Genomic DNA, 25,541 nt, shown 5'->3' with positions numbered 1-25,541 from the left:
ACTATTCGGGTTCACTTCATGAAAGGCAGGCTTTTTTTATTATAGGAAAATGAGTGACTTAATTCATATATTAGTAAAGCTACAGCGCACATATATCAATACATACCAAAAAAGGTAGTATGCTTCTATTTCAGGAAAATCTGTGGAATTTTTGATATAAATGGTATACTAATATAGAAAAAGTATTAGGAGGCTATATATGATAAGTCAGTTAAAAAGAGAATCACTTGATGCATTAAAAGGAAAATGGGGATTAGCGGTAGGGGCAACCTTATTAGTCGGAATCCTTATTGGAGCTGTTGAAATTCTAACTACAGGTATTTTCTCGATATTTTGGGGGTGGGAAGAAGCAAATGAGTCACTTACAGTAACTATTATTGCAATGTTTATTATCGGCCCGTTAACAGTAGGTGCTTCTTATTTTGTTTTAAATGTAATTCGCGGGACTAATGCTCGTATTGGTCATATATTTAGATGGTTTAACGATGGAAGTAAGTTTATGAAATCGTTTTTAACATATTTACTAATGAATGTGTACTTGGTTCTATGGACATTACTTCTTATTATTCCAGGTATTATTAAATCATTTTCTTATTCTATGACATATTTTATTTTGAATGATCATCCAGAATATACAGCGAATCAAGCGATTACTGAAAGCCGTCGTATGATGAATGGACATAAAATGGATTACTTTTTACTATGCTTAAGTTTCTTAGGTTGGTTCATTTTAAGTATTCTTACTGTAGGAATCGGTTTCTTATGGTTAGTACCTTATTTCTACACGACATCAGCTGCATTTTATGAAGAGATTTCAAAAGAATATTATAAAAAAGAAGGTACTACCTTCTAATAAACCACCTAAACCACTTGTCCCCTAAAGAATATAGGGAACAGACGGTTTAGGTGTTTTGATATGTGTTCTGTTTTCGGGTTCACTTCAGGATAAGGTATAGGTTTTTATATAGAAATTCTTCCCTCTATGTTTTACCATAGAGGGTTATTTTTTTATCCCGCATTAACGGGCAGTAAAACTCCCACCTCAAAATTCAGGTGGAGCGAATGAAGTTTCGTTAAGACAAGCACAGAAAAACTTCATTGCATTTGGTGCTTGCGAGGAATGTTTTGTTGGATCAGTTAGAAAGCCGACTAGTGAAGATGTGAAGGATGCTAGTTGGAAGCAAGTTTGTTAAATAGCTTTAAATAAAAATGTTATTACTCGATGTAACCGGAGTAATAACATTTTTTTATGCAATGATGAAAGAATTAACGTCGTCTTATAAGATAAAAGATTAAAGATGATATAGTAATAGGAAGGCCAGTATCCAGAAAAGCTTCTAAATAAAAGGATAGAAAATCTCTTTTGTTAAACCACATAAAGAGTAAATGATTGTAAGAAATACCTAACAATATAAATAAAGGGATTCCAATTTTTAATTCGTGACTTCCTTTTATTTTTCTATAACAAAATTCACCTAATAAACAACCGATAAGAACAGGAATGCTTCCAAGAATTGAAACGGTAATAATAGGTACCCAAATTGGTCCCCATGAATCCGTATAATTTGGAGTGCGTGCATATGGTAAAAAATTCACTGTTATAGAGAAAACTAATAAGCATATTAAATAACTAAGAGAAAATTTTTCTAATGGAATCATCCTTATAAAAGTTCACTTTATTTTTATGAACATATAAACCTCTTTAAATTATAGATATAAATATATAAGGATAATCAATTTGTATGCATTTTGTGTTTATGGATATATTTTCAACGAATATAATTGTATAGATGTATAGTCAATCGTGATTGTTTGATGTTATCATATTGAATGATATGGAAATTTTTAATAGAAGAAGCAACGAACAATTCAAAGGTAATGAAGCCTTTTTTGTATAAAGAAAATATTTATTATTACTCAGCGATATTAAAAATAAGATACGTATTTATATAAATTTAGTAGAAATGGGGGTTTTAAAAAGGAATGAGTATAAGTATAACAAGGCAAAAAATTTTAGCGGCCGCTTCTCAAATTGTGCAATGTAAAGGGGTTGCTAAGTTAACCTTAGAAGCGGTAGCAAAAGAGGCGGGGATAAGTAAAGGTGGATTGTTGTATCACTTTTCAACTAAAGAAGCTTTAATAGAGGGCATGATACTCAAAGGGACGGAGGAGTATCAAGACGCTATTCACAATAAAGTAGCGGAGGACTTAGAGAAGAAAGGAAGGTGGGTACGTTCTTTTGTAGAGGAAAGATTAAGTAATGAGGGAAGAGTAGAAGAGCTGGGTAGTAGTATGATGGCAGCATTAATGCTAAAGCCTGAATTACTTGAACCGTTAAAACAATCATTTCAGCAACTGCAAAATAAAATAGAAAATGATGAGATAGATTCAGTTTGTGCCACAATTATTAGATTAGCGGCAGATGGATTATGGTATTCGGAATATTTAGGGGTTGGAAGACTAAGCCCCGAATTAAGAGAAAAAGTGATTCAAGCTCTTATTTTTAATTCATATAAATAGAATATACGAACTATATAATGTAAAACAATTCACCATTGCTTATTTAATGCACTGGTGAATTGTTTTTTTTATTAGAAAAATAGAACAATTTCATAGAGTATTGAATTATAACCGTCCAGACGGTATAGTAATATTTGGTTTAAGAGGAAAATGAAACAAAAAAAGAATAAAAAATATTTTTAGCACACTATTCGAAAGGATAGGCCGCAAAGCTTAGAGTCTACGGTAATACATATTGGTTACTAAGATCGTCTGGTTGCACATTTTTGATGCAACCGGACGGTCTTTTTTTGTTATATAAATATAAAAAATAGGAGGGAATTATGCAAATGAAAAGTACTAAGAGGCATATTTCGATGGTTTCATTAGTTTTTCTAGTATTATTTTCAGTGCTAAATGTGTGGGCTCCAGTTATTCAAGCCGCTGTGATAAAAAATCCAGTGGACGAGATTAATATCTCCCGTACTGATGGTACAACGTCTGAACCATATCAAGCCTCAGATGGCATGAAAGTAGAAGTGAAGTGGTCAGCTAAAGAAAAAATAAAAAGTGGAGATCAATTCACAATTGATATGCCAAAAGAATTTCGAAAAGATCTTATGAATATGAGTTTTCCTTTAAAAGATGCTGAAGGAAAAACAGTTGGTACATGTGAGATGAAAAAAGGTCTATTGACATGTACTATGGGTGATTACGTAGAAGGAAAGAATAACGTTAAAGGTTCTTTATTCGTAGAATTCTACTTTGGGCTAGAAGCATATGATGGTGTCAAAGAAATTCCATTAGAATTTAACGTTGATGGTCAAATCGTAAATAAAGAAGTAAGTGTAAGTAATACGACAGAGAGACCGCAGCCGCAGCCCAATACAGATAATCTATTGAAATGGGGTTCTTATAATCAAGAAGATCCATCCATTGCTGATTGGCTTGTATATGTAAATGCAACTGGAACAGAAATGCAAGATCTTAAATTAACAGACACATTAGGACCTGGGCATGAATTAATTACAGATAGCTTAGTATTAGAAGAGGCTGTATTTGAAGATGGCTATGCACCAACAAATATTAAGCCAGCAGATTTATCTAAAATTAAAATCAATGCAACGAAAACTGGATTTACAATTGAATTTCCAGACAGTTCAAAAGGTTATATTTTAAGATATAAAACAAAGATTACTAATCCTGCTGCAAAGCCTCATAAAAATACAGTGAAATTAGAAGGCAAAAATATTAAAACTGAAGAAAAAGTAGGAGAAGTATTCGTAAGTGGTGGGGGAGGAACTGGTTCAGGCGACGATCATCCACCTAGTATTGAAAAGAATATAGTTGATGAGAGTGGTAAGCTTGTAGAGAATCAGCAGTTAGCGCAAATGGATCAACCTATTCAATATCAAGTTGGTACACATATACCAAACGATCCTCCTAAATACACATCTATGGTAATTAGTGATGATTTAGAAGATGTATTAGAAGTATTAGAGGCAAAAGTGTATGATCAAAATGGCCAAGATATTACTTCTAAAGGAACACTAAAGATAGATAAACAAAAAAGTGAAGTAACATTTACGTTCGGTGAGAGTTTTGACTATAAGTCATATGAAGACCAGATAATTAACTTGAATATTAAGGCGAAAATTAAAGCTGATGCAGACTTATCTTCTTACGTAGATAAGAAGATTCCTAATAAAGCAGAATTACATTTTGATGATAAGAAATTAACATCAAATGAAGTAACGGTTACGCCGCCTGAACCTCCAAAAGACGGTACAGTAGCTATTCATAAAATAGATGCTGAGGATCCGACTAAAGAGTTAACAGGTGCCGAATTTGAAGTTCGAGATAGTGAGGATAAGGTTGTTGCAGTACTGAAAACAGGCGAAAAAGGTTTTTCAGCACCTCAAACTTTAACTCCTGGGACGTATAAAGTTTATGAAAAAGTAGCACCTGAGGGATATCAAAAATTAACAAGTCCGGTAGAGGTTACGCTTCAAGCTGGAGAAACAAAAACAATTGAAATTAAAAATACCATGCAAAAGGGTCAAATTGAATTAAAGAAAATTGATTCGGAAAATGGTGGTAAAGCGTTAGCAAATGCAGAGTTTGATATAGTAAAAGACGGTGTAGTAGTTGAGCATATTATTACAGATAAAGACGGTAAGGCAATTTCTAAACCGTTAGCACCAGGAAAATATATTTTAAAAGAAACGAAAGCGCCCGAAGGATACCAATTAAAAGAAAAAGAGTTCGAAGTAAATGTAACAGGGGACGGCATATTCCCAATAACAGTAGAAAATGCAATGGTAGACAAAGGTAATGTAGAAATTACAAAAGTGGACAAAGAAAGCGGCGCAGTATTAGCGGGTGTCGAATTTGAAGTCCAAGATGAGAAAGATAAAGTGGTAAGAAAAGTAGTAACAGATAAAGATGGAAAAGCAAACGTTTCAGATCTATCAGTAGGAAAGTACAAATTAGTAGAGACGAAAAGCTTACCAGGTTACAAGAAACTAACAGAATCAGTATCATTTGAAATTAAAAAAGGTATGACAGAAGTTTTATCATTGAAAGTAGAAAATGAGCAGTTAGACAAAGGCTCATTAGAAATTACAAAAGTAGATAAAGACAGCCAAAAAGCACTAGCAGGCGTAGTCTTCGAAGTGCAAGATGAAAAAGGAAAAGTGGTAAAAAAAGTAACGACAGATAAAGATGGAAAAGCGAATGTCTCAGACTTATCAGTAGGAAAATACAAATTAGTAGAGACGGAAAGCTTACCAGGTTACAAAAAATTAACAGAGCCAGTATCATTCGAAATTAAAAAAGGTATGACAGAAGTCTTATCACTGAAAGTAGAAAATGAGCAGTTAGATAAAGGCTCATTAGAAATTATAAAAGTAGATAAAGACAGCCAAAAAGCATTAGAAGGTGTAGTCTTCGAAGTGCAAGATGAAGCTGGAACAGTAGTAAAGGAATTAACAACAGATAAAAATGGAAAAGCAAAAGTTGCAGATTTACCTGTAGGAAAGTACAAATTAGTAGAGAAAGAAAGTTTACCAGGCTATAAGAAACTAACAGAGCCAGTATCATTTGAAATCAAAAAAGGCATGATCGAGGTACTATCATTAAAAATAGAAAATGAAATGGTAGATACGGGAAATGTAGAGATCACAAAGATAGATAAAGATAATAAGGCACCGTTAGCGGGAGTAACGTTTGTTGTCCAAGATGAAAAGGGCAATGAGGTGAAAAAAGTAACGACAGATAAAGATGGAAAAGCAAATGTTTCAGATTTACCTGTAGGAAAGTATGAATTAGTAGAGGTAGAAAGTTTACCTGGTTATAAAAAGTTAGAAAAACCAGTATCATTTGAAATTAAAAAAGGTATGACGAAGTCTTTAACATTTACTGTAGAAAACGAAATGGTGGATACGGGGAATGTTGAAATCACGAAAATAGACAAAGATAGTAAAGCACCATTAGAAGGTGTTGTGTTTGAAGTACGTGATTCAAAAGGGAAAGTAGTTACTAAAGTAACAACAGATAAAGATGGAAAAGCAAATGTTTCAGATTTATCTATTGGAAAGTATGAGTTGGTGGAGGTAGAAACACCAGCCGGATACAAACCACTAGAAAAACCAATTTTATTCGAAATTGAAAAAGGTAGAGTTACAGCATTACAATTAACAGTCGAAAATGAATTAGTGGATACAGGAAATGTAGAAATTACAAAAGTAGACAAAGAAAATAAAGATGCTTTAGCTGATGTCGTATTTGAGATTCAAGATGAAGCAGGACAAGTAGTCGCTAAAATAACGACAGATAAAGAAGGGCACGCACAGGTTACTAATTTATCAGTTGGCACATACAAGTTGGTAGAGGTAAATGCACCAAAAGGATATAAGCAATTAGTAGATCCTATTACTTTCCAAATTGAAAAAGGTATGACAAAATCTCTTGCTTTAACAGTAGAAAACGAAATGTTAGACAAGGGTAATGTAGAAATTACAAAAGTAGATAAAGAAGGCCAAAAAGCATTAGCGAGCGTAGTCTTTGAAGTACAAGATGAAGCAGGCAAAGTAGTAACAGAAGTAACGACAGATAAAGATGGAAAAGCAAAAGTCTCAGACTTATCTGTAGGCAAGTACAAATTAGTAGAAAAAGCAGGCTTACCGGGATACAAAAAACTAACAGAGCCAGTATCGTTCGAAATTAAAAAAGGTATGACGAAAGTCTTATCACTAAAAGTAGAAAACGAACTAGTAGATAAAGGTTCAGTAGAAATTAAAAAAGTGGACAAAGAAAGTGGCGCAGTATTAGCGGGCGTAACCTTCGAAGTGCAAGATGAAAAAGATAAAGTAGTAACAAAAGTAACAACAGATAAAGATGGAAAAGCAACAATTTCAGATTTATCAGTAGGGAAATATAAGCTAGTAGAGGTAGAAAGCTTACCAGGATACAAAAAACTAGCGAAACCAGTATCGTTCGAAATTAAAAAAGGTATGACAGAAGTCCTAGCATTGAAAGTAGAGAACGAAAAGTTAGATAAAGGTTCAGTAGAAATTACAAAAGTAGATAAAGACAGTCAAAAAGTATTAGAAGGCGTAGTCTTCGAAGTACAAGATGAGCAAGGAAAAGTAGTAACAGAAGTAACGACAGATAAAGAAGGAAAAGCAAAAATCTCAGACTTATCTGTAGGCAAGTACAAATTAGTAGAGAAAGAAAGCTTACCAGGCTATAAAAAACTAACAGAACCAGTATCGTTCGAAATTAAAAAAGGTATGACAGAAGTCCTATCATTGAAAGTAGAGAACGAACAGTTAGATAAAGGTTCAGTGGAAATTACAAAAGTAGATAAAGACAGTCAAAAAGTATTAGAAGGCGTAGTCTTCGAAGTACAAGATGAGCAAGGAAAAGTAGTAACAGAAGTAAAAACAGATAAAGAAGGAAAAGCAAAAATCTCAGACTTATCTGTAGGCAAGTACAAATTAGTAGAGAAAGAAAGCTTACCAGGATACAAAAAATTAACAGAACCAGTATCATTCGAAATTAAAAAAGGTATGACGAAAGTCTTATCAATAAAAGTAGAGAATGAGCAGTTAGACAAAGGTTCAGTAGAAATTACAAAAGTGGACAAAGAAAGTGGCGCAGTATTAGCGGGCGTAGCCTTCGAAGTGCAAGACGAAAAAGATAAAGTAGTAACAAAAGTAACAACAGATAAAGATGGAAAAGCAACAATTTCAGATTTATCAGTAGGGAAATATAAGCTAGTAGAGGTAGAAAGCTTACCAGGATATAAAAAACTAGCGAAACCAGTATCGTTCGAAATCAAAAAAGGTATGACGAAAGTTTTATCATTGAAAGTAGAGAACGAACTGTTAGATAAAGGTTCAGTAGAAATTACAAAAGTGGACAAAGAAAGTGGCGCAGTATTGGCAGGCGTAACCTTCGAAGTGCAAGATGAAAAAGATAAAGTAGTAACGAAAGTAACGACAGATAAAGATGGAAAAGCAACAATTTCAGATTTATCAGTAGGTAAGTATAAATTAGTAGAGAAAGAAAGCTTACCAGGTTACAAGAAGTTAACAGAACCAGTGTCATTCGAAATTAAAAAAGGTATGACGGAAGTCCTATCATTGAAAGTAGAGAATGAACAGTTAGATAAAGGATCTGTAGAAATTACAAAAGTAGATAAAGACAGTCAAAAAGTATTAGAAGGCGTAGTCTTCGAAGTACAAGATGAGCAAGGCAAAGTAGTAACAGAAGTAACGACAGATAAAGATGGAAAAGCAAAAATTGCTGATTTATCTGCAGGAAAGTACAAATTAGTAGAGAAAGAAAGCTTACCAGGTTACAAAAAGTTAGCAGAACCAGTATCATTTGAAATTACAAAAGGTATGACAGAAGTTCTATCATTAAAAATAGAAAATGAAATGGTAGATACGGGAAATGTAGAGATAACGAAGATAGATAAAGATAATAAGGTATCGTTAGCAGGTGTAGTCTTCGAAGTTCAAGACGAAACTGGCAAAGTAGTAACAAAAGTAACAACAGATAAGGAAGGAAAAGCAAACGTTTCAGACTTATCTGTAGGAAAGTACAAGCTGGTAGAAATAGAGAGCTTACCAGGATACAAAAAATTAGAAAAGCCGGTACCATTTGAAATTAAAAAAGGTATGACAAAATCTCTAGCGTTCACTGTAGAAAACGAAATGGTGGATACGGGGAATGTTGAAATCACAAAAATAGACAAAGATAGTAAAGCACCATTAGAAGGTATTGTATTTGAAGTACGTGATTCAAAAGGGAAAGTAGTAACAAAAGTAAAAACGGATAAAGATGGAAAGGCAAACGTTTCAGATTTATCTATTGGAAAGTATGAGTTGGTGGAGGTAGAAACACCAGCCGGATACAAACCACTAGAAAAACCAATTTTATTCGAAATTGAAAAAGGTAGAGTTACAGCATTACAATTAACAGTCGAAAATGAATTAGTGGATACAGGAAATGTAGAAATTACAAAAGTAGACAAAGAAAATAAAGATGCTTTAGCTGATGCAGTATTTGATATTCAAGATGAAGCAGGACAAGTAGTTGCTAAAATAACGACAGATAAAAAAGGAAAATCAAAAGTTACTAATTTATCAGTTGGAACATATAAGCTAGTAGAGGTGAAAGCACCAAAAGGATATAAGCAATTAGTAGATCCGATTACTTTCCAAATTGAAAAAGGCATGACAAAATCTCTTGCTTTAACAGTCGAAAATGAAATGTTAGACAAGGGTAATGTAGAAGTTACAAAAGTGGATAAAGACAGTCAAAAAGCATTAGAAGGCGTAGTCTTTGAAGTGCAAGATGAAAAAGGAAAAGTAGTAACGAAAGTAACAACAGATAAAGAAGGAAAAGCAAACGTTTCAGATCTATCTGTAGGAAGTTACAAATTAGTAGAGGTAGAAAGTTTACCAGGTTATAAAAAGCTAGAAAAACCAGTATTATTTGAAATTACAAAAGGTATGACGAAAGTCTTATCATTGAAAATAGAGAATGAATTGGTAGACAAAGGTAATGTAGAAGTTACAAAAGTGGATAAAGACAGTCAGAAAGCATTAGAAGGCGTAGTCTTTGAAGTGCAAGATGAGCAAGGCAAAGTAGTAACGAAAGTAACAACAGATAAAGAAGGAAAAGCGAAAGTTTCAGATCTATCAGTAGGAAAATACAAATTAGTAGAAACGGAAAGTTTACCAGGTTACAAAAAACTAACAGAATCAGTATCATTCGAAATTAAAAAAGGTATGACAGAAGTTTTATTACTAAAAGTAGAGAATGAACAGTTAGACAAAGGTTCAGTAGAAATTACAAAAATGGCTGCTGAAAGTAAGAATGTATTATCAGGGGCAGTGTTTGAAGTTCATGACGAAAAAGGCAAAGTAGTAACGAAAGTAACAACAGATAAAGAAGGAAAAGCGAAAGTCTCAGGCTTATCTGTAGGTCACTACACACTTGTAGAAGTAGAAGCACCAAAGGGTTATGAAAAGTTAACTAATCCAATTCCATTTGAAATTACAAAAGGAATGATAAGTCCAGTTCAATTAGAAGTATTAAACAAATTGACTTCTTTAGCACCACCAGGACCAGAGAAACCAGAAACGACGGATCCAGAAAAACCAGAAACGACGGATCCAGAGAAACCAGAAACGACGGATCCAGAGAAGCCTGGAACAACGGATCCAGAGAAGCCTGGAACAATGAATCCAGAGAAGCCTGAAAAAGAATTACCGAAAACAGGACAGAAAATGCCTGTGGAACCATATATGGGAGCACTTCTTATCATGATGAGTTTTGGATTGCTCGTATTAGGTAGAAAACAGCAGAGATAATAAAAATGAAAAGGTATCCTCAAAGTATTGGAGGATACCTTTTTTATTTGGCATAAAAAACATTTAGCAAAAGAACTCGATGCAAATAGAAACAAAAAGGAAGAAAAAGTTCGTCCTATTTTCTTGATATGGTCATATCAAAAAATAGCTATATATATTTAATGTGAAAATAAAAGGTTAAAGGCCTTCGTAATGTTTGGGTGAAAAAAGAGTTATCTATGTAATTAATTTGAGTACTTTAAGAAAGAGGGCTTTTTCCTAAAGTATTCAAAGGGTGATAGTCCAATAGCAGGTGGGAGATGAAACTCGTTTTAGCACTGTATTAACACCTTAAAATGTAGATAGGGGAAAATAATGTAAAAAAAACTATTGTATATTTAAAAACCTTATGTTACATTTGTGTTACAGAAAAGTTACAAACGGTAACTTATGTTACGGTTTGTTTTCTTTTGTTTTTCTTTATGTTACGAAAATATGTAAAGCTAAAAAAATAGCAACCTAAAAATAGTTTTTCTATGTGTATAAGAGTGTGTGTAGTAAAGAGCCTGGTGAGAGCTTTATGCACATTATTAAAATTCCTTTCTGTCTTAAAAGAAGAAAACCAACTATTTAGGAGTTTTAAGTAATGATAGTAAATGAAATGTACTTCCTTTCCCACACACAAAGTACATCTTTATTTTCAGTCTAATTACTACACAGACTTTTATACATATGCTGTTACCCCGCATTAACGAGCAGTAAGACCTCCACCTCAAAATTCAGCGAAAGCAAAGAATTTAGGTGAGGATCAACTGCTCGTAAAAGCCCGATTGGTTCAACTAATAATCAGTGGGGAGGAACAAAACCCCCCACTGATTAAAGTTTCACTTTATTGTTTTAGGGATATATAGGAGGAGAAAAAATGAAAAAGTTATTAATGGTAATGGGACTTACGTTTTTAATGTTAGCTGGATGTAGTAATGGGAATTTCGACAAAGCAATGGATGAAGGGAAGAGCGCGTTAACGAATAAAGAATATAAAAATGCCTTATCATCATTTGAAAAAGCGCTAGATGAGAAAAAAGACGATTCAGATGCAAAGATGCTTGTAGAACAAACGAAAGTAATGATTGAAGCAGTGAAGTTAAAAGAAGAAACAAAGGTAGAAGAATCAATCAAGTCATTTGAAAAAGTAGAGAACATGAAGAATGGAAATGCTACGCTTGTAAAACAGGCAAAGGAAGAACGCACAGCATTACTAGCCATCTTAGAGCAAAACAAGAAGTATAATGAGCAACTGACGAAAAGTGAAGAGTTAATAAGTAAGAAAAATTACGCAGAAGCGAAAGAAATCTTAAATAAGCTAGTTGCAGAAACAAAAGATAACAAAAACCTTGAAGAATATAATAAAAAAGCGGTAGGGTTAGTTACTAAAATGAATGAAGAAGAAAAAACTGCAAAGAATGAAGCTGCGAAGGCACAAAAAACAAATGCAGTAACGAATCAAAAGGTAGCAACAGAAAAGACTCAAAAAACTGAGGCAGAAAAAAATCAAAAGGTAGCAACAGAAAAGAACGAAAAAACTGAGACAGAAAAGAATCAGAAGGTAGTAACAGAAAAGAACCAAAAAACTGAGACAGAAAAGAATCAAAAGGTAGAAGCAGAAAAGAACCAAAAAGTAGAAACAGGAAAGAATCAAAATGCATTTACTTTTGAGAAAGCGAAAGAATATATCAAAAATGAATATAAAGAAGACTATAATTACACGCTAGAGAATACGCAAGTAGAGAATGGAAAGAAATATTATCAAATAAGAGTGCATACGACATATAAAATAGAAGGTGCAGGTGGACCAGGATTTACTGGTGTATATAAAGTATTCGAAGATGGTACAATCGTTGAAGTGCACTAAATTGATGGAAAAGGTATCCTCAAAGTATATGAGGGTACCTTTTTTAGCATAAAAAAAGCATCTAGCAAAAGTACTAGATGCAAATAAAAACACAAGGGAAGACAAAATTCTTCCCGTTTCCCGTATGTAATTATATCAAAAAATATATAAAAAACTAGCTTTATTTTTAATATAATTGATGTGTGAAGCTATGAAAGTATAAGATTACACTATTTTTGTAGTGTTTTGTTGAAAAAAGGAGCTGTATATATGATTAATTTTAAACCAGAAAATTTGAACCAACTATTAAAAGTGATGCTCATTAGTGCGAATAAGTCCTATGATGCGATTAAAGATTATGAATTTACGGGAGAAGCAGTAGTATTCTGTATAGACTTCGAATATATTGACGTTTCTTTAATGATTGTAGATATGTTAGGAAGATCAGCGGCGAGATTTAACATTTTGCCATTTGCTAAACCAGATACGAATGAAATAGACTACATTCAGTTTCAAGTGTATTCGATTAATGAAGGGAATTTTAAAGAAGTAATGGATACGATGTAGAAAAACTATAAAGTGAAACTTTAATCAGTGGGAGATCCATCCCCACTGATTATTAGTTGAACCAATCGGACGTTAACGGACAGTTGATCGCCCACCTAACTTCTTTGCTCCAGCTGAAATTTTTTGGGAGTTTTACTGCTCGTTAACGTGGGGTAATTTTACAAATATGTATATACCAACTAATATATAATTAATAAATTCATATAATTGGAGTGATGAGATGCAGCCGTTAGAAAGGGAGATTCATTCTAATATGCTGAAAGTGTGGCGAATCCACGCTTTAATTGGGGCGGCAGTTATACTAGCAGTCGTAATTGCGTATTTCTTTTTTATGGTCAATTTTAACTGGTGGGGCTGGTTGTTTGGCTTGTTAGTAACAGGAGCTATTACATTTATCCCGCTTGATTATTTTGTGTTTCCAAATTTACGTCAACGTTATTATAGTTACAGATTAAATGAAGAAGAGATTGAGATTCAAAAGGGAATGTTCGTTGTAAAACGCGTACTTATTCCGATGATGCGTGTGCAGCACGTAACGATTGAACAGGGCCCAATTATGAGAAAGTATAATTTAGCAGAATTACATATTTCAACAGCGGCAACTTCTCATAGTATTCCAGGCTTAACGAAAGAAGAAGCAGAGCAGCTGAAAAGACAAATTGGAGAACTTGCGAAAGTGAGTGATGAGGATGTATAAGAGGCAACATCCGATCACGATATTATTAGGTATTCGAATTGCAGGTTTATTGCCTTTTATTTTTCTTGTTTTATTTCGATCAGATGGTCAAGTAGAACCCTGGTATTTCTTTCATCTTGTTCTTTTGGCCATATTATTTATTATGGCAATTTTCTCAGCTATAAAATGGTATTTCAAAGTGTACTGGATTGAGAATAATATTTTACATATTAAGCACGGTGTGTTCGTTAAGAAGGAAAGTTACTTAAATAAAGAACGTGTGCAAAATATTAGTACGTCTTCTAACATCATTTATCAAGTGCTCGGACTGACGAAATTAAATATAGAAGTAGCAGGCGGCGGTAGTGAGCCAGAAGTGATGTTAGCTGGCATTAAAGAAGATGAAGCGAAGGAACTAATTGCCTTATTAAATAAAAAAAGAAGCGCTGCGAGTGAAGAAGTACCCATGGCAGAAGAAAGTAAGACGATTTATCAGTTAACGATGAAAGAGATTTTAGCAGCTTCCATTACGTCTGGTAGATTCGGATTAGTGTTTTCTGGATTACTTCTTATTTACACAGAGTTTAATCAATTTCTTCCAGAATGGATCATAAATAAAGTGGAAGCGTATGTGATGGATAACGGTGTATATGAATTAATCGTTATGGCCGCGATTTTAATGGCGGTTTCGTGGGTCGTTTCGACAGCTGGCTATGCGTTAAAATATGCGAACTTTAAAATAGAGCGAAACGGAAATGAAGTTCGCATCGTGCAAGGGTTATTTGATAAGAAAGAGTTTGTTTTAAAATTACATCGCATTCAAGCAATTACGGTGAAAGAAGGAATTCTCCGCGAGCCTTTCGGTTATTGCTCTGTCGAAGTGGAAGTTATTCAAAGTATAGAAGCAGCAGGGCATGAAGTGATGTTACATCCTTTTATGAAGAAAAAAGATGTCCAGCAGTTACTTACATATTTGCAGTTGCCGTATGAAACGGAAGAGGAAATCGTTCATTTACCGAAGGCCGCATTACGTCGTTACGTAATAATGGGCTGGATTACAAGTGCCATACTCGCTGTGCCGATCGTCGGTGCGAGTATATATTTTAAGCAAGATATGGCGTTATTCACTTTAATACCACTATTTATCATATTTACGTTACTTGCATATGCCCGGTATAAAAGTGGTGGATATATGATACGAGACAATCAGTTAGTCATGGTATACCGAGGCCTAGCAAAATATACAGGAATCATGCGAAGAAGGCATGTTCAAGCAGTAGGATACAATCAATCGTATTTTCAAAAGAAAGACGAGCTATGTACAGCTGTCGTATCAGTGGCGGGGCATAGATATGAAGTGAAGCACATGCGAAAAGAAGACGCGCTTCGCATATATAATTGGTATAAAGAAAAAGGAAACATCGGTGCGTAACGGTGTTTCCTTTTTTATGTCGTCATTTGTCGATAAGTCGATATTCTTTGTCGAATCGTCGATATATTGAAAAAATCGTTGATATATTCAAAGATATGATAGATATATTTGGAAAATCGTTGATATAATTTCACATACCGCGGTCTTCAAACTCCGAACCCAAAATTAAACTAACACATCAAAAGTAGTCACAAATGACGGACGAGAGAAAATACTTTTCTGCTGTTCCGCATGTGGATGCGCCTGAGCCGGAGCTTGTCCTTCTGCTTGTGCAGGGCGTTTTTTATGAGCGTTTTCGAATGAACGTGATTCTGTCCAATCTTTAAAGTTTTGCTCTGTTTCCCACATCGTTAAGATGACATATGTATCGTTACTTAATGGGCGTAGAACGCGGATTGCTTGGAAGCCGGGTTCGTTTTCAATAAGGCCTGCTCGGTTTTTAAATCGGTTTTCAAATACTGGGCGACCTTCGTCTGTTACAGAAATGTTGTTACAAACGATATAGCCAGGTTGTCCTTTAAATTCTCCAACAGCGTCTAGTACGTCATACTGAAGCGAACCTTCTACAGATTCTTCTGTATTTTCTTTATAAAACATATCTTTTTCATTATTTTTTGCAGTGAAATGTGCTTGTTCTAGAGGTGTTCCGTATGAAATAATAGCCTTCATTTTAATGCCCCCTTAATTATTTGTTTCTATTATATCAACTCTCTTAAAAAACTTCGAAGATTATATACATAAAGATACTTCTTTTTCAAATAATAAATGTACCATCATTTGGAAAGAAGGCCGATGTATGAAGAAAGTAAAGTGGACTTTATTAGGTGGATTCGCAACGCTAGTATTAGCGATTGTACTTTATAAACTTATTGTGTTAGCTGGTGGCTATATGATGGATGAAAAGCAGCTCGTTTTCCACTCTTCATCACGTATCGTTGACCAGAAAGGGAAAGAGATTACGAAATTATATGTAGAAAATAGAGATCTCGTACCAGTAGAGCAAATTCCAAAGCATGTCCAGCAGGCGTTTATTGCGGTGGAAGATTCTCGTTTTTATGAGCATCAAGGAATTGATTACCCGTCTATATTCCGTGCTCTTTATAAAGATACGTTAGCTGGAGAAAAGGTAGAGGGCGGTAGTACCATTACGCAGCAACTAGCGAAAAACGTCTTTTTAACTCGTGAAAAAACAGTTACGCGTAAATTGAAGGAAGTCGCAATTTCTCTTCAATTAGAGCAAAAATATACGAAGCAACAAATTCTTGAAATGTATATGAATCATATTTATTTTGGCCATGGGGCTTACGGTATTCAAGCAGCAGCAAAGTTGTATTTTAATAAAAATGTAGAAGATTTAACAGTGGAAGAGGGCGCAATGCTTGCAGGTCTTCCGAAGTCGCCAAACGGATATTCACCGTATTTCTCACCAGAGAAAAGTAAGGAGCGGCGTGATCTCGTATTGTCACTTATGCATAAACAAGGCTATTTGACTGCCGAAGATAGTGTACGTTATCAAGGAAAGACAATTGCTTTATATAAAAACTTAGACGAGAATGAACTCGCATATATGCCGTATATTGATATGGTTATAGATGAAGCAGCTTGTTTATACGGATTGTCTCATCAAGAAGTACTGCGCGGAGGATATACGTTTGTCGTACCGATGGATGAAAAGATTCAAAAGGTAGCGTATAACCAGTTTCAAGATGCAAGGAATTTCCCTGGTAAAGAAGAGGGGGCGCAAGGTGCTTTTTTATTAATGGATAATCGTACGGGCGGAATTAAAGCGGCGATTGGCGGAAGAAAGTACGTCCCGAGAGGCTTTAATCGTATTTTCGCAAAAAGACAGCCCGGTTCTGTGCTAAAACCACTTATCGTCTATGCACCAGCACTCGAAACGAAAAAGTATAATCCGTATTCTTTATTGACGAATGAAAGAAATTCATTTGAAGGCTATGAACCCCGAAATTATAACCATGCGTATTCGAAAGAAATGACGATGTACGATGCGATTTTAGAGTCAGCAAATGTACCGGCAGTTTCTTTATTAAATGAGTTAGGGGTAGAAGAAGGAAAGCAATATTTAGAGAAAGGAAATGTTCATATTGCCGATGCTGGTTTAAGTACAGCACTTGGCGGGCTGAAAAATGGTGTTTCAACATTTGATCTTGTGAAAATGTATCGTGCATTTTTAGCAAATGGCGCTATTATTGAGCCGCACGTGATTGATAAAGTGTTAAATAGACACGGCGCAGTTATTGGAGAATCGCCAAAAGTAGAAACGAAAATTTTCTCGAAACAAACGGCATGGTATATGACAAAAATGTTAGAAGGGGTTGTGAAGGAAGGGACAGCAAAAGCAGGCATATATAGCGGTGCATTAGCTGGGAAAACAGGTACAACTTCCTTACCGAATGACGATAATGGAGCTAGAGATATGTGGTTCGTTGGCTATACGCCAAATTTAGTAGGTGCTGTTTGGATTGGTTATGACCGTACGGATAAAGAGCATCAGTTGCAAGGAGAAAGTGCGTCAGCAACGAAATTGTTTAAGAAAATTTTAACGAAGGCAAATGTGGAACAGAAAGAGCAGTTTATGAAACCAGAAGGTGTGGAAACAATCGGTGCTCCGATTCGGCTGCGCAAGATTGAAGATGTGAAAATGAAATTAGCGTTTAGCCCTTTCGGTTTATTTAAAGCAAAATTAAGCTGGACACCACTTCCAGATGAAAGAATTATGTATCGTATTTATAGAGTGGAAAACGGAGTTCATACGCATGTAGGCACTGTAAATGGTGCTGGAGAATATGAGGAAAAGTTCGTTAACATCTTTTCAAAACCGAGTTTTTACGTTGTACCATATAACACACAAACGAAACGTGAAGGAGAAAAGTCAAAAGTAGCTAAACCATAGTTTTTCTCTGTGCTATAATAAGAATGTTGTGAAAATAGTAAGCGGTTTTACGAATGTTTGTGTCAATTTCATGAACAACGTACATAATGTTATGCATTTTGTTTTTACAAGCTGTATAGTAAAAAAAGATAAAAATCGGAATAGAACGTATTTAGAGCAAAAGCATTGGCAAGGAAGGGAGCAAGGGTCTTGGTAAGAACTATAAATGAGACATTTTTAAAAGCATGTAGGGGGGAACGTACTGATTATGTACCAGCATGGTATATGCGTCAAGCAGGTCGTTCGCAGCCGGAATATAGAAAGATAAAAGAAAAGTATTCTTTATTTGAAATTACACATAATCCAGAGTTATGTGCTTACGTTACAAAGTTGCCAGTCGATCAATATAACGTAGACGCAGCAATTCTTTATAAAGATATTATGTCACCACTACCTGCAATTGGTGTGGATGTAGAAATTAAATCAGGTATTGGCCCAGTTATTGATAATCCAATTCGTTCTTTACAAGACGTAGAAAAACTAGGGGAAATCAATCCAGAAGATGACGTACCGTACATATTAGATACAATTCGTTTATTAACGACAGAAATGTTAGACGTACCGTTAATCGGTTTTTCAGGAGCTCCATTTACATTAGCGAGCTATATGATTGAAGGCGGTCCATCTCGTAATTATCATAATACGAAAGCGTTTATGTATGCAGAGCCGAAAGCTTGGTTCGCTTTAATGGATAAGCTAGCAGATATGGTTATTACATATTTAAAAGCGCAAATTAACGCAGGAGCAAAAGCTGTTCAAATTTTCGATTCTTGGGTTGGAACAGTAAATGTAGCAGATTACCGCGTATTTATTAAACCGGCAATGGAGCGTATTTTTGCAGAAGTTCGCCCGATGGGTGTACCGATGATTATGCACGGCGTAGGAGCTGCACACTTAGTAAATGAATGGCACGACTTACCACTTGATGTAGTAGGCTTAGATTGGCGCTTACCAATCGAAGAGGCACGTGCACGCGGCGTTCATAAGGCGGTACAAGGTAATATGGACCCGTCATTCTTACTTGCGCCATGGTCTGTTATTGAAGAACATGTAAAAGGTATTTTAGATCAAGGGATGAAAGAGCCAGGTTATATCTTTAACTTAGGACACGGTGTATTCCCAGAAGTAAATCCAGATACATTAAAACGTTTAACTACATTTATTCATGAATACTCTAAAGGGCAGTTAGCGAAGTAAAGGAGAATTGCTGTATGAAAAAGAAAATTGGTTTGCTTGTAATGGCATACGGAACGCCATATAAAGAAGAAGATATTGAACGTTACTATACACATATTCGCAGAGGAAGAAAGCCAAGTCCTGAAATGCTAGAAGATTTAACAGAGCGTTACCGTGCAATTGGTGGTATTTCTCCTTTAGCTACTATTACATTAGAGCAAGCTAAAAAGTTAGAACGGCGTTTAAATGAAGTACAAGATGAAGTAGAGTACCATATGTATCTTGGTTTAAAACATATCGAACCTTTCATTGAAGATGCAGTGAAAGATATGCATAACGACGGTATACAAGATGCAATCGCACTTGTTCTTGCGCCACACTATTCTACATTTAGCGTGAAATCGTATGTAGGACGAGCACAAGAAGAAGCTGAGAAACTTGGAAACTTAACAATTCACGGCATTGATAGCTGGTATAAAGAACCGAAATTCATCCAGTACTGGGTTGATGCAGTGAAAGGTATATATAACGGTATGTCAGACGCAGAACGTGAAAAAGCAGTATTAATCGTATCAGCACATAGCTTACCAGAAAAAATTATCGCACTTGGCGATCCATATCCAGATCAGTTAAATGAAACAGCGGATTATATTGCGCGCGGAGCTGAAGTAGCAAACTATGCAGTAGGTTGGCAAAGTGCAGGAAACACGCCAGATCCTTGGATTGGTCCAGATGTACAAGATTTAACGAGAGAACTAAACGAAAAGTATGGATACAGTTCATTCGTATATGCACCAGTTGGATTTGTTGCGGAACATTTAGAAGTTTTATATGACAATGACTTTGAGTGTAAAGTTGTAACAGATGAAATTGGTGCAAAATATTATCGTCCAGAAATGCCAAATGCATCGGACGCATTTATTGAGTGCTTAACAGATGTTGTATTAAAGAAAAAAGAATCTGTATTGTAAAAAGAAAGGGGGAGCATGCTTGAGGAAAAAAGTTGTAATCATCGGCGGTGGCATCACAGGATTAACAACAATGTATAACTTACAAAAAGATATTCATGACAACAACTTGCCGATCGATACATTGCTGATAGAAGCATCGGGTAAACTTGGCGGGAAAATTCAAACCGTTCGAAAAGATGGATTTACAATTGAACGCGGGCCGGATTCTTTCTTAGCACGAAAGGAAAGTGCAGCTAGATTAGCGCGAGAATTAGGTCTTGGCGATGAAATTGTAAATAATAAGGCCGGTCAATCATTTATCCTCGTAAACAATCGGTTACATAAAATGCCGAGCGGATCGATGATGGGAATTCCAACGCAAATTACGCCGTTTCTATTTTCCAGGCTGTTCTCCCCAATTGGTAAACTAAGAGCTGGTTTTGATCTGTTAATGCCGAGATCAAAGCCAGTATCTGACCAATCACTCGGGCAGTTTTTCAGACATCGCCTCGGCAACGAAGTGGTTGAAAATTTAATAGAACCATTACTATCGGGTATTTATGCAGGTGATATCGATGAAATGAGCTTAATGTCAACATTCCCGCAAATGTATCAAATTGAGCAGAAACATCGCAGTATTTCACTCGGTATGCGTACGCTTGCTCCGAAAAAAGAGAAATCTGAACCGAAAAAGGGAATCTTCCAAACAGTGAAAACAGGTTTAGAATCTATAGTAGAATCTCTCGAAGCAAAGATACATGAAGGTACGATAATAAAGGGAACTCGCATTGAAAAAGTTACAAAACTTGGTGATGCTTACACGATTACTCTTAGTAACGGAAAAGAAATAGAAGCGGACGCGGTCGTAGTGGCAAGCTCACATAAAGTATTGCCATCTATGTTCGCGCAGTACAAGCAGTTTCGTTTCTTCCGCAACATTCCGTCTACATCAGTTGCAAATGTGGCAATGGCTTTCCCGCAATCAGCCATTCAGCGCGATATTGACGGCACAGGGTTTGTCGTATCTCGAAATAGCGACTACACAATTACAGCATGTACGTGGACACATAAAAAATGGCCACATACAACGCCAGAAGGAAAAACGCTTCTTCGTTGTTACGTCGGTCGTGCTGGTGATGAAGCAGTTGTAGAACAAACAGAAGAGGAACTCGTTCAGCTCGTACTAGAAGACTTACGAAAGACGATGGATATTACAGAGGATCCTGAGTTTACAGTCGTAAGTCGCTGGAAAGAAGCGATGCCCCAATATACAGTAGGCCATAACGAGCGAATGAAGAAACTCACAACATTTATGGAGAAAGAGTTGCCAGGTATATACTTGGCAGGTAGTTCTTACGCCGGTTCTGGTCTTCCGGACTGTATTGATCAAGGTGAGAAAGCCGCAAAGCGTGTACTATCTCATTTGGAGAAAGTAATGGAGACGGAATTACTCGCACAATAAAATATAAGAAACGCCTTCAATCACATTGAAGGCGTTTTGTTACTTATTCACCAATAAACATATATAAGTTATTTGGCTTTATAACGGAATCTCCCGCATAAATAACCCATTCTGTTAAGTTTTCAAACTCTAACTGATAACTATTTCCCTCACTCATATCTTTTATAAAATATGGTTCATTAATGAGTATTCCTTGAATGAAATCTTCCGTAATGTTTTGCATTTCAAACCACATATGTTCACTTTTTCCTTCTTCGTAGGAAACACCAAACTTAGCGAGGAAACGAAAATCTTCATTTGCTTGTTCAATGTGAAAAATATTGCTGAAATACCCGAAAGTATTCTTCGCATTGTAAGCCATACGATCGGTTTCACTATTTGTTTTATAGAACATGAGCCCTGTAGCTTCCTCGCGTTCTTTGAAAAAACTTTCAATATATTCTTCTGAAGTATTAAATTTGAATAAAAGAACGGACGGAGATTGATGGTATTCATCTCGGTCATCCATCCCGCCTAAGAATACGTTTTGTGCATCTATTGGTTGTAGTTTCACTTCTTCATCCTCGATTGAAGACAATTGATCCATACTCGTTTTATGCCCAATATAAGATAATCCCTTTTCCCACGGAACAGCTACTGTATGGATAGAACCTTGCTGACTATGCGCGATCACGATAGGCTCATTCATAGGGACTTGTCCATTCTCAACGGCATTATTAGCAAATGTTTGAAAGAGATCACCAATGCCGTAATAGGACGAAATGCGATTTGGAATAATTAATTCTATTTCTGTTACGCCTGCTCTTAAAAGGCCATGTGTATGAAACCAATATTGCGTAGGCTCACCTTCTTTATCGTCTTCATAAACAGAATGAATAACGTACAAGTCAGGAATGTCAGGTAATAATTCATTTTCAACGTGATATTCAATATAGCTTCTAGATATTACTTTCATTGCTGCACTTGAATCGATTACAAATAACAAGTCTGGAGCGAGGTTCCATAAAAACTGTAACTGCTGGAAAAAGCAGTCCAGCACATCGCCTACAAATAGCGTACGAGTGAAAATTTCAGTGCCATAAGCAGCATCTTCAAAATTACGATCTACGATTGTAGAATCTTGTCTATTGTACATTTTATATTCTTCTGGATCGCTCGTTTCATCAATATGCAGTTCATACGGTATGATTGTTTCATTCATATGTAACTCAACAATAAGGCTTGTCTCATCACTGTAAACAATTTTTAATTCATCCACTTTAGTAGAGATAGTCTCTAGCCGCTGTTTTAACTGTTCAATTGTAATTCTAGTTGGTATAACGGCAATCATATCTGAAAAATGACGTTCTAATGTTCCATTCATAGCTGCGCGGTATGTTTCTGTTTGCACTTCCATCCAATCACTCCTATTCAAATGAATCCATTTTACATGCCAATGAAATTTCGATATTTTCTGTTTTCTCTCTCTACTATTATAGGTCGCATTCGTAGAAGGTGTAAAATTATTATTTTGTATTATAGTTTGAAAGCTTGTAAATTAAATAAATTTTTTGTAAAACTTGTCGAAATAGCATTCTATATAACGAATCATTTGTTATGATAGAAATGCTGAGAAAATATGAAATAGGGAGAGGAAAATGGCTGTGAAGAAATTGTTAAGTGTCTTTTTATCATTATTGCTATTGCTTTCATTTACTGGAACTTTAGCGCAGGCAGAAGAAAATACTTCTATGTCAGTAGAAAAAGCAATTCAAGTATTTAAGCAGCAAGGGAAAACGAAGGGGACAGTGGAAGGATACATCGTTGGATATACGCAAAGTCCTTCTAAATACACGAAAGATCCTGCTAAGTTTGATGATACAAACGTAGCAATTGCGGATTCGCCAACTGAAACGAATCCAGACAAAATCATGCCTGTTCAGTTGCCAAAAGGCGATGTGAGAGCGGCAGTAAACGTGAAAGATCATCCTGAAAATATCGGGAAGAAAGTTAGTTTAACAGGGACGCTTGAATTATATTTTAGTAGCCCAGGTTTAAAATCGGTAACAGCTCATAAGTTTCAAGGGGAAGGACAAAACCGTGTTAGCGATGTAGTAGCTTCGCCTGGTAGTGGAGAAGTTGCGAAGGGAACAGCGGTAACATTAACAACGAATACAGAAGGAGCAACAATCTACTATACGTTAGATGGCTCTAACCCTACAAATAAGAGTGTTCGTTATAACGGACAAATTGTAGTGAATGAAAATAGTGTGATTAAAGCAATCGCAGAGAAAGAAGGGCTTACTTCTTCAGCCATTTCAACATTTTCATTTATTATCGTAAATAATGAACCAGTTCGTATTCATGATATTCAAGGAAAATCACATCTTTCCCCTTACAAAGGAAAGAAAGTATACAATGTGGAAGGCGTTGTAACAGCACTTGATAAAAATGGTTTTTATATAGAAGATAACCAGCCGGATAATGATCCAGCTACGTCAGAAGGTATGTACGTATACAAAAAAGATGCGAATGTAGCGGTAGGAGATCTTATTCAAGTTGATGGAGAAGTAGAAGAATATGTTGGGCCTGGATATGCAGAGCGATTTGAAACAGACTTAACGACGACGGAAATTAAAGCGAGCCGCGTTGCTGTAATCGCAAAAGATCAAGCTTTACCAGCGCCGATTGTACTTGGAGAAAACGGTGTGAAAATTCCTGATCAAATTATCGATAATGATGCATTTGGTTTATTTGATCCAAATGAAGATGCAATCGACTTTTATGAAAGTATAGAAGGTATGCGCGTTACGATGCCAACGCCAAAAATTATTGCACCTCAGAAAAACGGGAATTTATATGTAACAGTAGAAAATGGCGGAAATAAAGTCGTAACGAAATATGGCACACCTGTATTAGATGAAAATCAATTAAATCCAGAGCGTCTTTCTGTAAAAGTCCCTCGTGATTATGTAGCAAAAGTAGGAGATACTTTCACTGGAGATATAACAGGGGTAGTCGGATATGATTACGGTTCGTTCCGCATTGCGCCAATAACGGAATTACCATCTGTAGTGGAAGGTGGATTTAAGCAAGTAGGCGCGAATATTCAGCCTCGTCTTGATAAGTTAACCGTTGCTACATATAACATTGAAAACTTCTCGGCGAATAAAAAAGAAACAACAGATGAAAAAGTAAAAGCGTTAGCGTATTCTATTAAATACAACTTAAAAATGCCAGATATTATCGGTGTAGAGGAAATGCAAGATAATAACGGAACGATTAATGACGGTACAACAGATGCTTCTTTAAGCGCAAAACGTATCATTGATGCAGTTCTAGAAATTCGTGGACCAAAGTATGAGTATGTAGAAATTGCTCCGAATAATAATCTAGACGGAGGAGCACCAGGAGCGAATATTCGCGTCGGTTTCTTCTACAACCCATCACGCGTGAAATTAGCAGCAGTACCGAAGTTACTTGATAAAAATGTCGTTCGCATTGGAGACGAAAATCCATTATTTGAAAGTACACGTAAACCGCTTGCAGCAGAATTTACGTTCCAAGGACAAAACGTTGTTGTCGTTGCAAATCACTTAAACTCAAAAATAGGAGATGCAACGCCATTTGGAAAAGTGCAGCCGCTCGTATTAAAGAGTGAAGAAAAACGAATTCAGTTAGCGCAAGAAGTAAATCAATTCGTACAAGGAATTCAGAAAAAGAACACGAATGCACCAGTTGTTGTGTTAGGAGATATGAACGATTTTGAGTTCGCTAAACCACTAAAAACATTAGAAGGAACAAACTTAAAAAATATGTTAAACACAGTGCCGAAAGAGAACCGCTACACGTACATTCATGAAGGAAATGCACAAGTGTTAGATCATATTTTAGTAACAAACAACATCGCACCACACACAATTGTAGACCCAGTACACTTAAACTCAAACATTATGAAAGAACATGGACGTGTAAGTGACCACGATCCAGTACTTGCTCAAATTGATTTGAAGAAAGCTTCTTAAATAGTCATGAAAGAACGCTTAGAGATATACTGAGCGTTCTTTTTCTGTAAAAATCATGTTAAA

Annotated in this window: 15 protein-coding genes, 1 pseudogene and 1 riboswitch; of the genes and pseudogenes, 13 read left to right on the top strand and 3 right to left on the bottom strand. The window is 35.7% G+C overall.

Going from position 1 to position 25,541, the window contains the following annotated elements; genetic code table 11:
- Positions 1–199 precede the first annotated feature (199 nt).
- Entirely contained in the window at positions 200–853 is a 654-nt protein-coding gene (locus DN389_RS10410) for a DUF975 family protein (protein WP_149237081.1), read from the top strand.
- A 199-nt stretch (positions 854–1,052) separates the two neighbouring features.
- Positions 1,053–1,193: pseudogene (locus DN389_RS10405) on the top strand (CPCC family cysteine-rich protein); the annotation flags it as partial.
- A gap of 73 nt (positions 1,194–1,266) precedes the next feature.
- Here the strand turns inward: DN389_RS10405 and DN389_RS10400 are convergent.
- Positions 1,267–1,659 carry a hypothetical protein gene (locus tag DN389_RS10400; protein ID WP_098189607.1) on the bottom strand — a complete coding sequence of 131 codons (393 nt, stop codon included), beginning with the start codon at positions 1,657–1,659 and terminating at the stop codon, positions 1,267–1,269.
- 324 nt (positions 1,660–1,983) lie between these two features.
- Between DN389_RS10400 and DN389_RS10395 the strand changes: the two genes are divergently transcribed.
- From DN389_RS10395 to DN389_RS10370, 6 genes are all read left to right on the top strand, one after another.
- Positions 1,984–2,520, top strand: a complete 537-nt coding sequence (locus DN389_RS10395; protein WP_060489215.1) for a TetR/AcrR family transcriptional regulator — start codon at positions 1,984–1,986, stop codon at positions 2,518–2,520.
- A 171-nt stretch (positions 2,521–2,691) separates the two neighbouring features.
- Positions 2,692–2,784, top strand: a riboswitch (cyclic di-GMP riboswitch).
- A 59-nt stretch (positions 2,785–2,843) separates the two neighbouring features.
- On the top strand, positions 2,844–10,388 hold the full coding sequence (locus tag DN389_RS10390; protein WP_149237080.1) for a SpaA isopeptide-forming pilin-related protein: 7,545 nt from the start codon (positions 2,844–2,846) through the stop codon (positions 10,386–10,388).
- Between the two features lie 901 nt (positions 10,389–11,289).
- Positions 11,290–12,279 carry a hypothetical protein gene (locus tag DN389_RS10385; RefSeq protein WP_149237079.1) on the top strand — a complete coding sequence of 330 codons (990 nt, stop codon included), beginning with the start codon at positions 11,290–11,292 and terminating at the stop codon, positions 12,277–12,279.
- A gap of 249 nt (positions 12,280–12,528) precedes the next feature.
- Positions 12,529–12,825, top strand: a complete 297-nt coding sequence (locus tag DN389_RS10380; protein ID WP_149237078.1) for a protoporphyrinogen oxidase — start codon at positions 12,529–12,531, stop codon at positions 12,823–12,825.
- Positions 12,826–13,045: 220 nt separating this feature from the next.
- On the top strand, positions 13,046–13,522 hold the full coding sequence (locus tag DN389_RS10375) for a PH domain-containing protein (protein ID WP_088121578.1): 477 nt from the start codon (positions 13,046–13,048) through the stop codon (positions 13,520–13,522).
- A complete protein-coding gene (locus DN389_RS10370) occupies positions 13,515–14,933 on the top strand; it encodes a PH domain-containing protein (RefSeq protein ID WP_149237077.1) in 1,419 nt (472 codons plus the stop codon). Before DN389_RS10375 ends, DN389_RS10370 begins: the two co-directional genes overlap by 8 nt.
- Before the next feature lie 165 nt (positions 14,934–15,098).
- On the opposite strand, the gene hmoB is transcribed toward DN389_RS10370, so the two are convergent.
- Positions 15,099–15,602: a heme-degrading monooxygenase HmoB gene (hmoB, locus tag DN389_RS10365; RefSeq protein ID WP_149237076.1), complete on the bottom strand. Its 504-nt coding sequence runs from the start codon at positions 15,600–15,602 to the stop codon at positions 15,099–15,101.
- A 127-nt stretch (positions 15,603–15,729) separates the two neighbouring features.
- On the opposite strand from hmoB, the gene DN389_RS10360 reads away from it, so the two are divergent.
- The 4 genes from DN389_RS10360 (at position 15,730) to hemY (ending at position 21,474) form a co-directional block, all read left to right on the top strand.
- Entirely contained in the window at positions 15,730–17,847 is a 2,118-nt protein-coding gene (locus DN389_RS10360; RefSeq protein WP_149237075.1) for a transglycosylase domain-containing protein, read from the top strand.
- Between the two features lie 189 nt (positions 17,848–18,036).
- On the top strand, positions 18,037–19,083 hold the full coding sequence (gene hemE / locus DN389_RS10355) for a uroporphyrinogen decarboxylase (RefSeq protein WP_000252608.1): 1,047 nt from the start codon (positions 18,037–18,039) through the stop codon (positions 19,081–19,083).
- Between the two features lie 14 nt (positions 19,084–19,097).
- A complete protein-coding gene (gene hemH / locus DN389_RS10350) occupies positions 19,098–20,033 on the top strand; it encodes a ferrochelatase (protein WP_088121582.1) in 936 nt (311 codons plus the stop codon).
- A gap of 19 nt (positions 20,034–20,052) precedes the next feature.
- On the top strand, positions 20,053–21,474 hold the full coding sequence (hemY, locus tag DN389_RS10345; RefSeq protein ID WP_149237074.1) for a protoporphyrinogen oxidase: 1,422 nt from the start codon (positions 20,053–20,055) through the stop codon (positions 21,472–21,474).
- A gap of 43 nt (positions 21,475–21,517) precedes the next feature.
- Here hemY and DN389_RS10340 read toward each other — a convergent pair whose 3' ends face one another.
- The gene (locus tag DN389_RS10340) at positions 21,518–22,870 is read right to left on the bottom strand and encodes a DUF4026 domain-containing protein (protein ID WP_149237073.1); all 1,353 of its coding nucleotides are present in this window, start codon (positions 22,868–22,870) and stop codon (positions 21,518–21,520) included.
- Positions 22,871–23,111: 241 nt separating this feature from the next.
- Between DN389_RS10340 and DN389_RS10335 the strand changes: the two genes are divergently transcribed.
- Positions 23,112–25,478 (top strand): DUF6359 domain-containing protein, encoded by a 2,367-nt coding sequence (locus DN389_RS10335; protein WP_098189613.1) that lies wholly within the window; start codon positions 23,112–23,114, stop codon positions 25,476–25,478.
- The last annotated feature ends 63 nt before the right edge of the window (positions 25,479–25,541 follow it).

Source organism: Bacillus sp. AY3-1 (assembly GCF_008368785.1).
In the GTDB taxonomy this organism is placed as follows: Bacteria; Bacillota; Bacilli; order Bacillales; family Bacillaceae_G; genus Bacillus_A; species Bacillus_A wiedmannii.
The sequence above is the reverse complement of the archived record's forward strand: the minus strand, read 5'-3'. Positions and strand labels throughout refer to the sequence as shown.

Coding starts and splice junctions, on each gene's coding strand:
- DN389_RS10375 (WP_088121578.1), top strand. CDS start 13,046: ATGCAGCCGTTAGAAAGGGAGATTCATTCTAATATGCTGAAAGTGTGG.
- DN389_RS10370 (WP_149237077.1), top strand. CDS start 13,515: ATGTATAAGAGGCAACATCCGATCACGATATTATTAGGTATTCGAATT.
- DN389_RS10340 (WP_149237073.1), bottom strand. CDS start 22,870: ATGGAAGTGCAAACAGAAACATACCGCGCAGCTATGAATGGAACATTA.
- hmoB (WP_149237076.1), bottom strand. CDS start 15,602: ATGAAGGCTATTATTTCATACGGAACACCTCTAGAACAAGCACATTTC.
- DN389_RS10360 (WP_149237075.1), top strand. CDS start 15,730: ATGAAGAAAGTAAAGTGGACTTTATTAGGTGGATTCGCAACGCTAGTA.
- DN389_RS10395 (WP_060489215.1), top strand. CDS start 1,984: ATGAGTATAAGTATAACAAGGCAAAAAATTTTAGCGGCCGCTTCTCAA.
- hemH (WP_088121582.1), top strand. CDS start 19,098: ATGAAAAAGAAAATTGGTTTGCTTGTAATGGCATACGGAACGCCATAT.
- DN389_RS10400 (WP_098189607.1), bottom strand. CDS start 1,659: ATGATTCCATTAGAAAAATTTTCTCTTAGTTATTTAATATGCTTATTA.
- DN389_RS10335 (WP_098189613.1), top strand. CDS start 23,112: ATGGCTGTGAAGAAATTGTTAAGTGTCTTTTTATCATTATTGCTATTG.
- DN389_RS10410 (WP_149237081.1), top strand. CDS start 200: ATGATAAGTCAGTTAAAAAGAGAATCACTTGATGCATTAAAAGGAAAA.
- DN389_RS10380 (WP_149237078.1), top strand. CDS start 12,529: ATGATTAATTTTAAACCAGAAAATTTGAACCAACTATTAAAAGTGATG.
- DN389_RS10390 (WP_149237080.1), top strand. CDS start 2,844: ATGCAAATGAAAAGTACTAAGAGGCATATTTCGATGGTTTCATTAGTT.
- DN389_RS10385 (WP_149237079.1), top strand. CDS start 11,290: ATGAAAAAGTTATTAATGGTAATGGGACTTACGTTTTTAATGTTAGCT.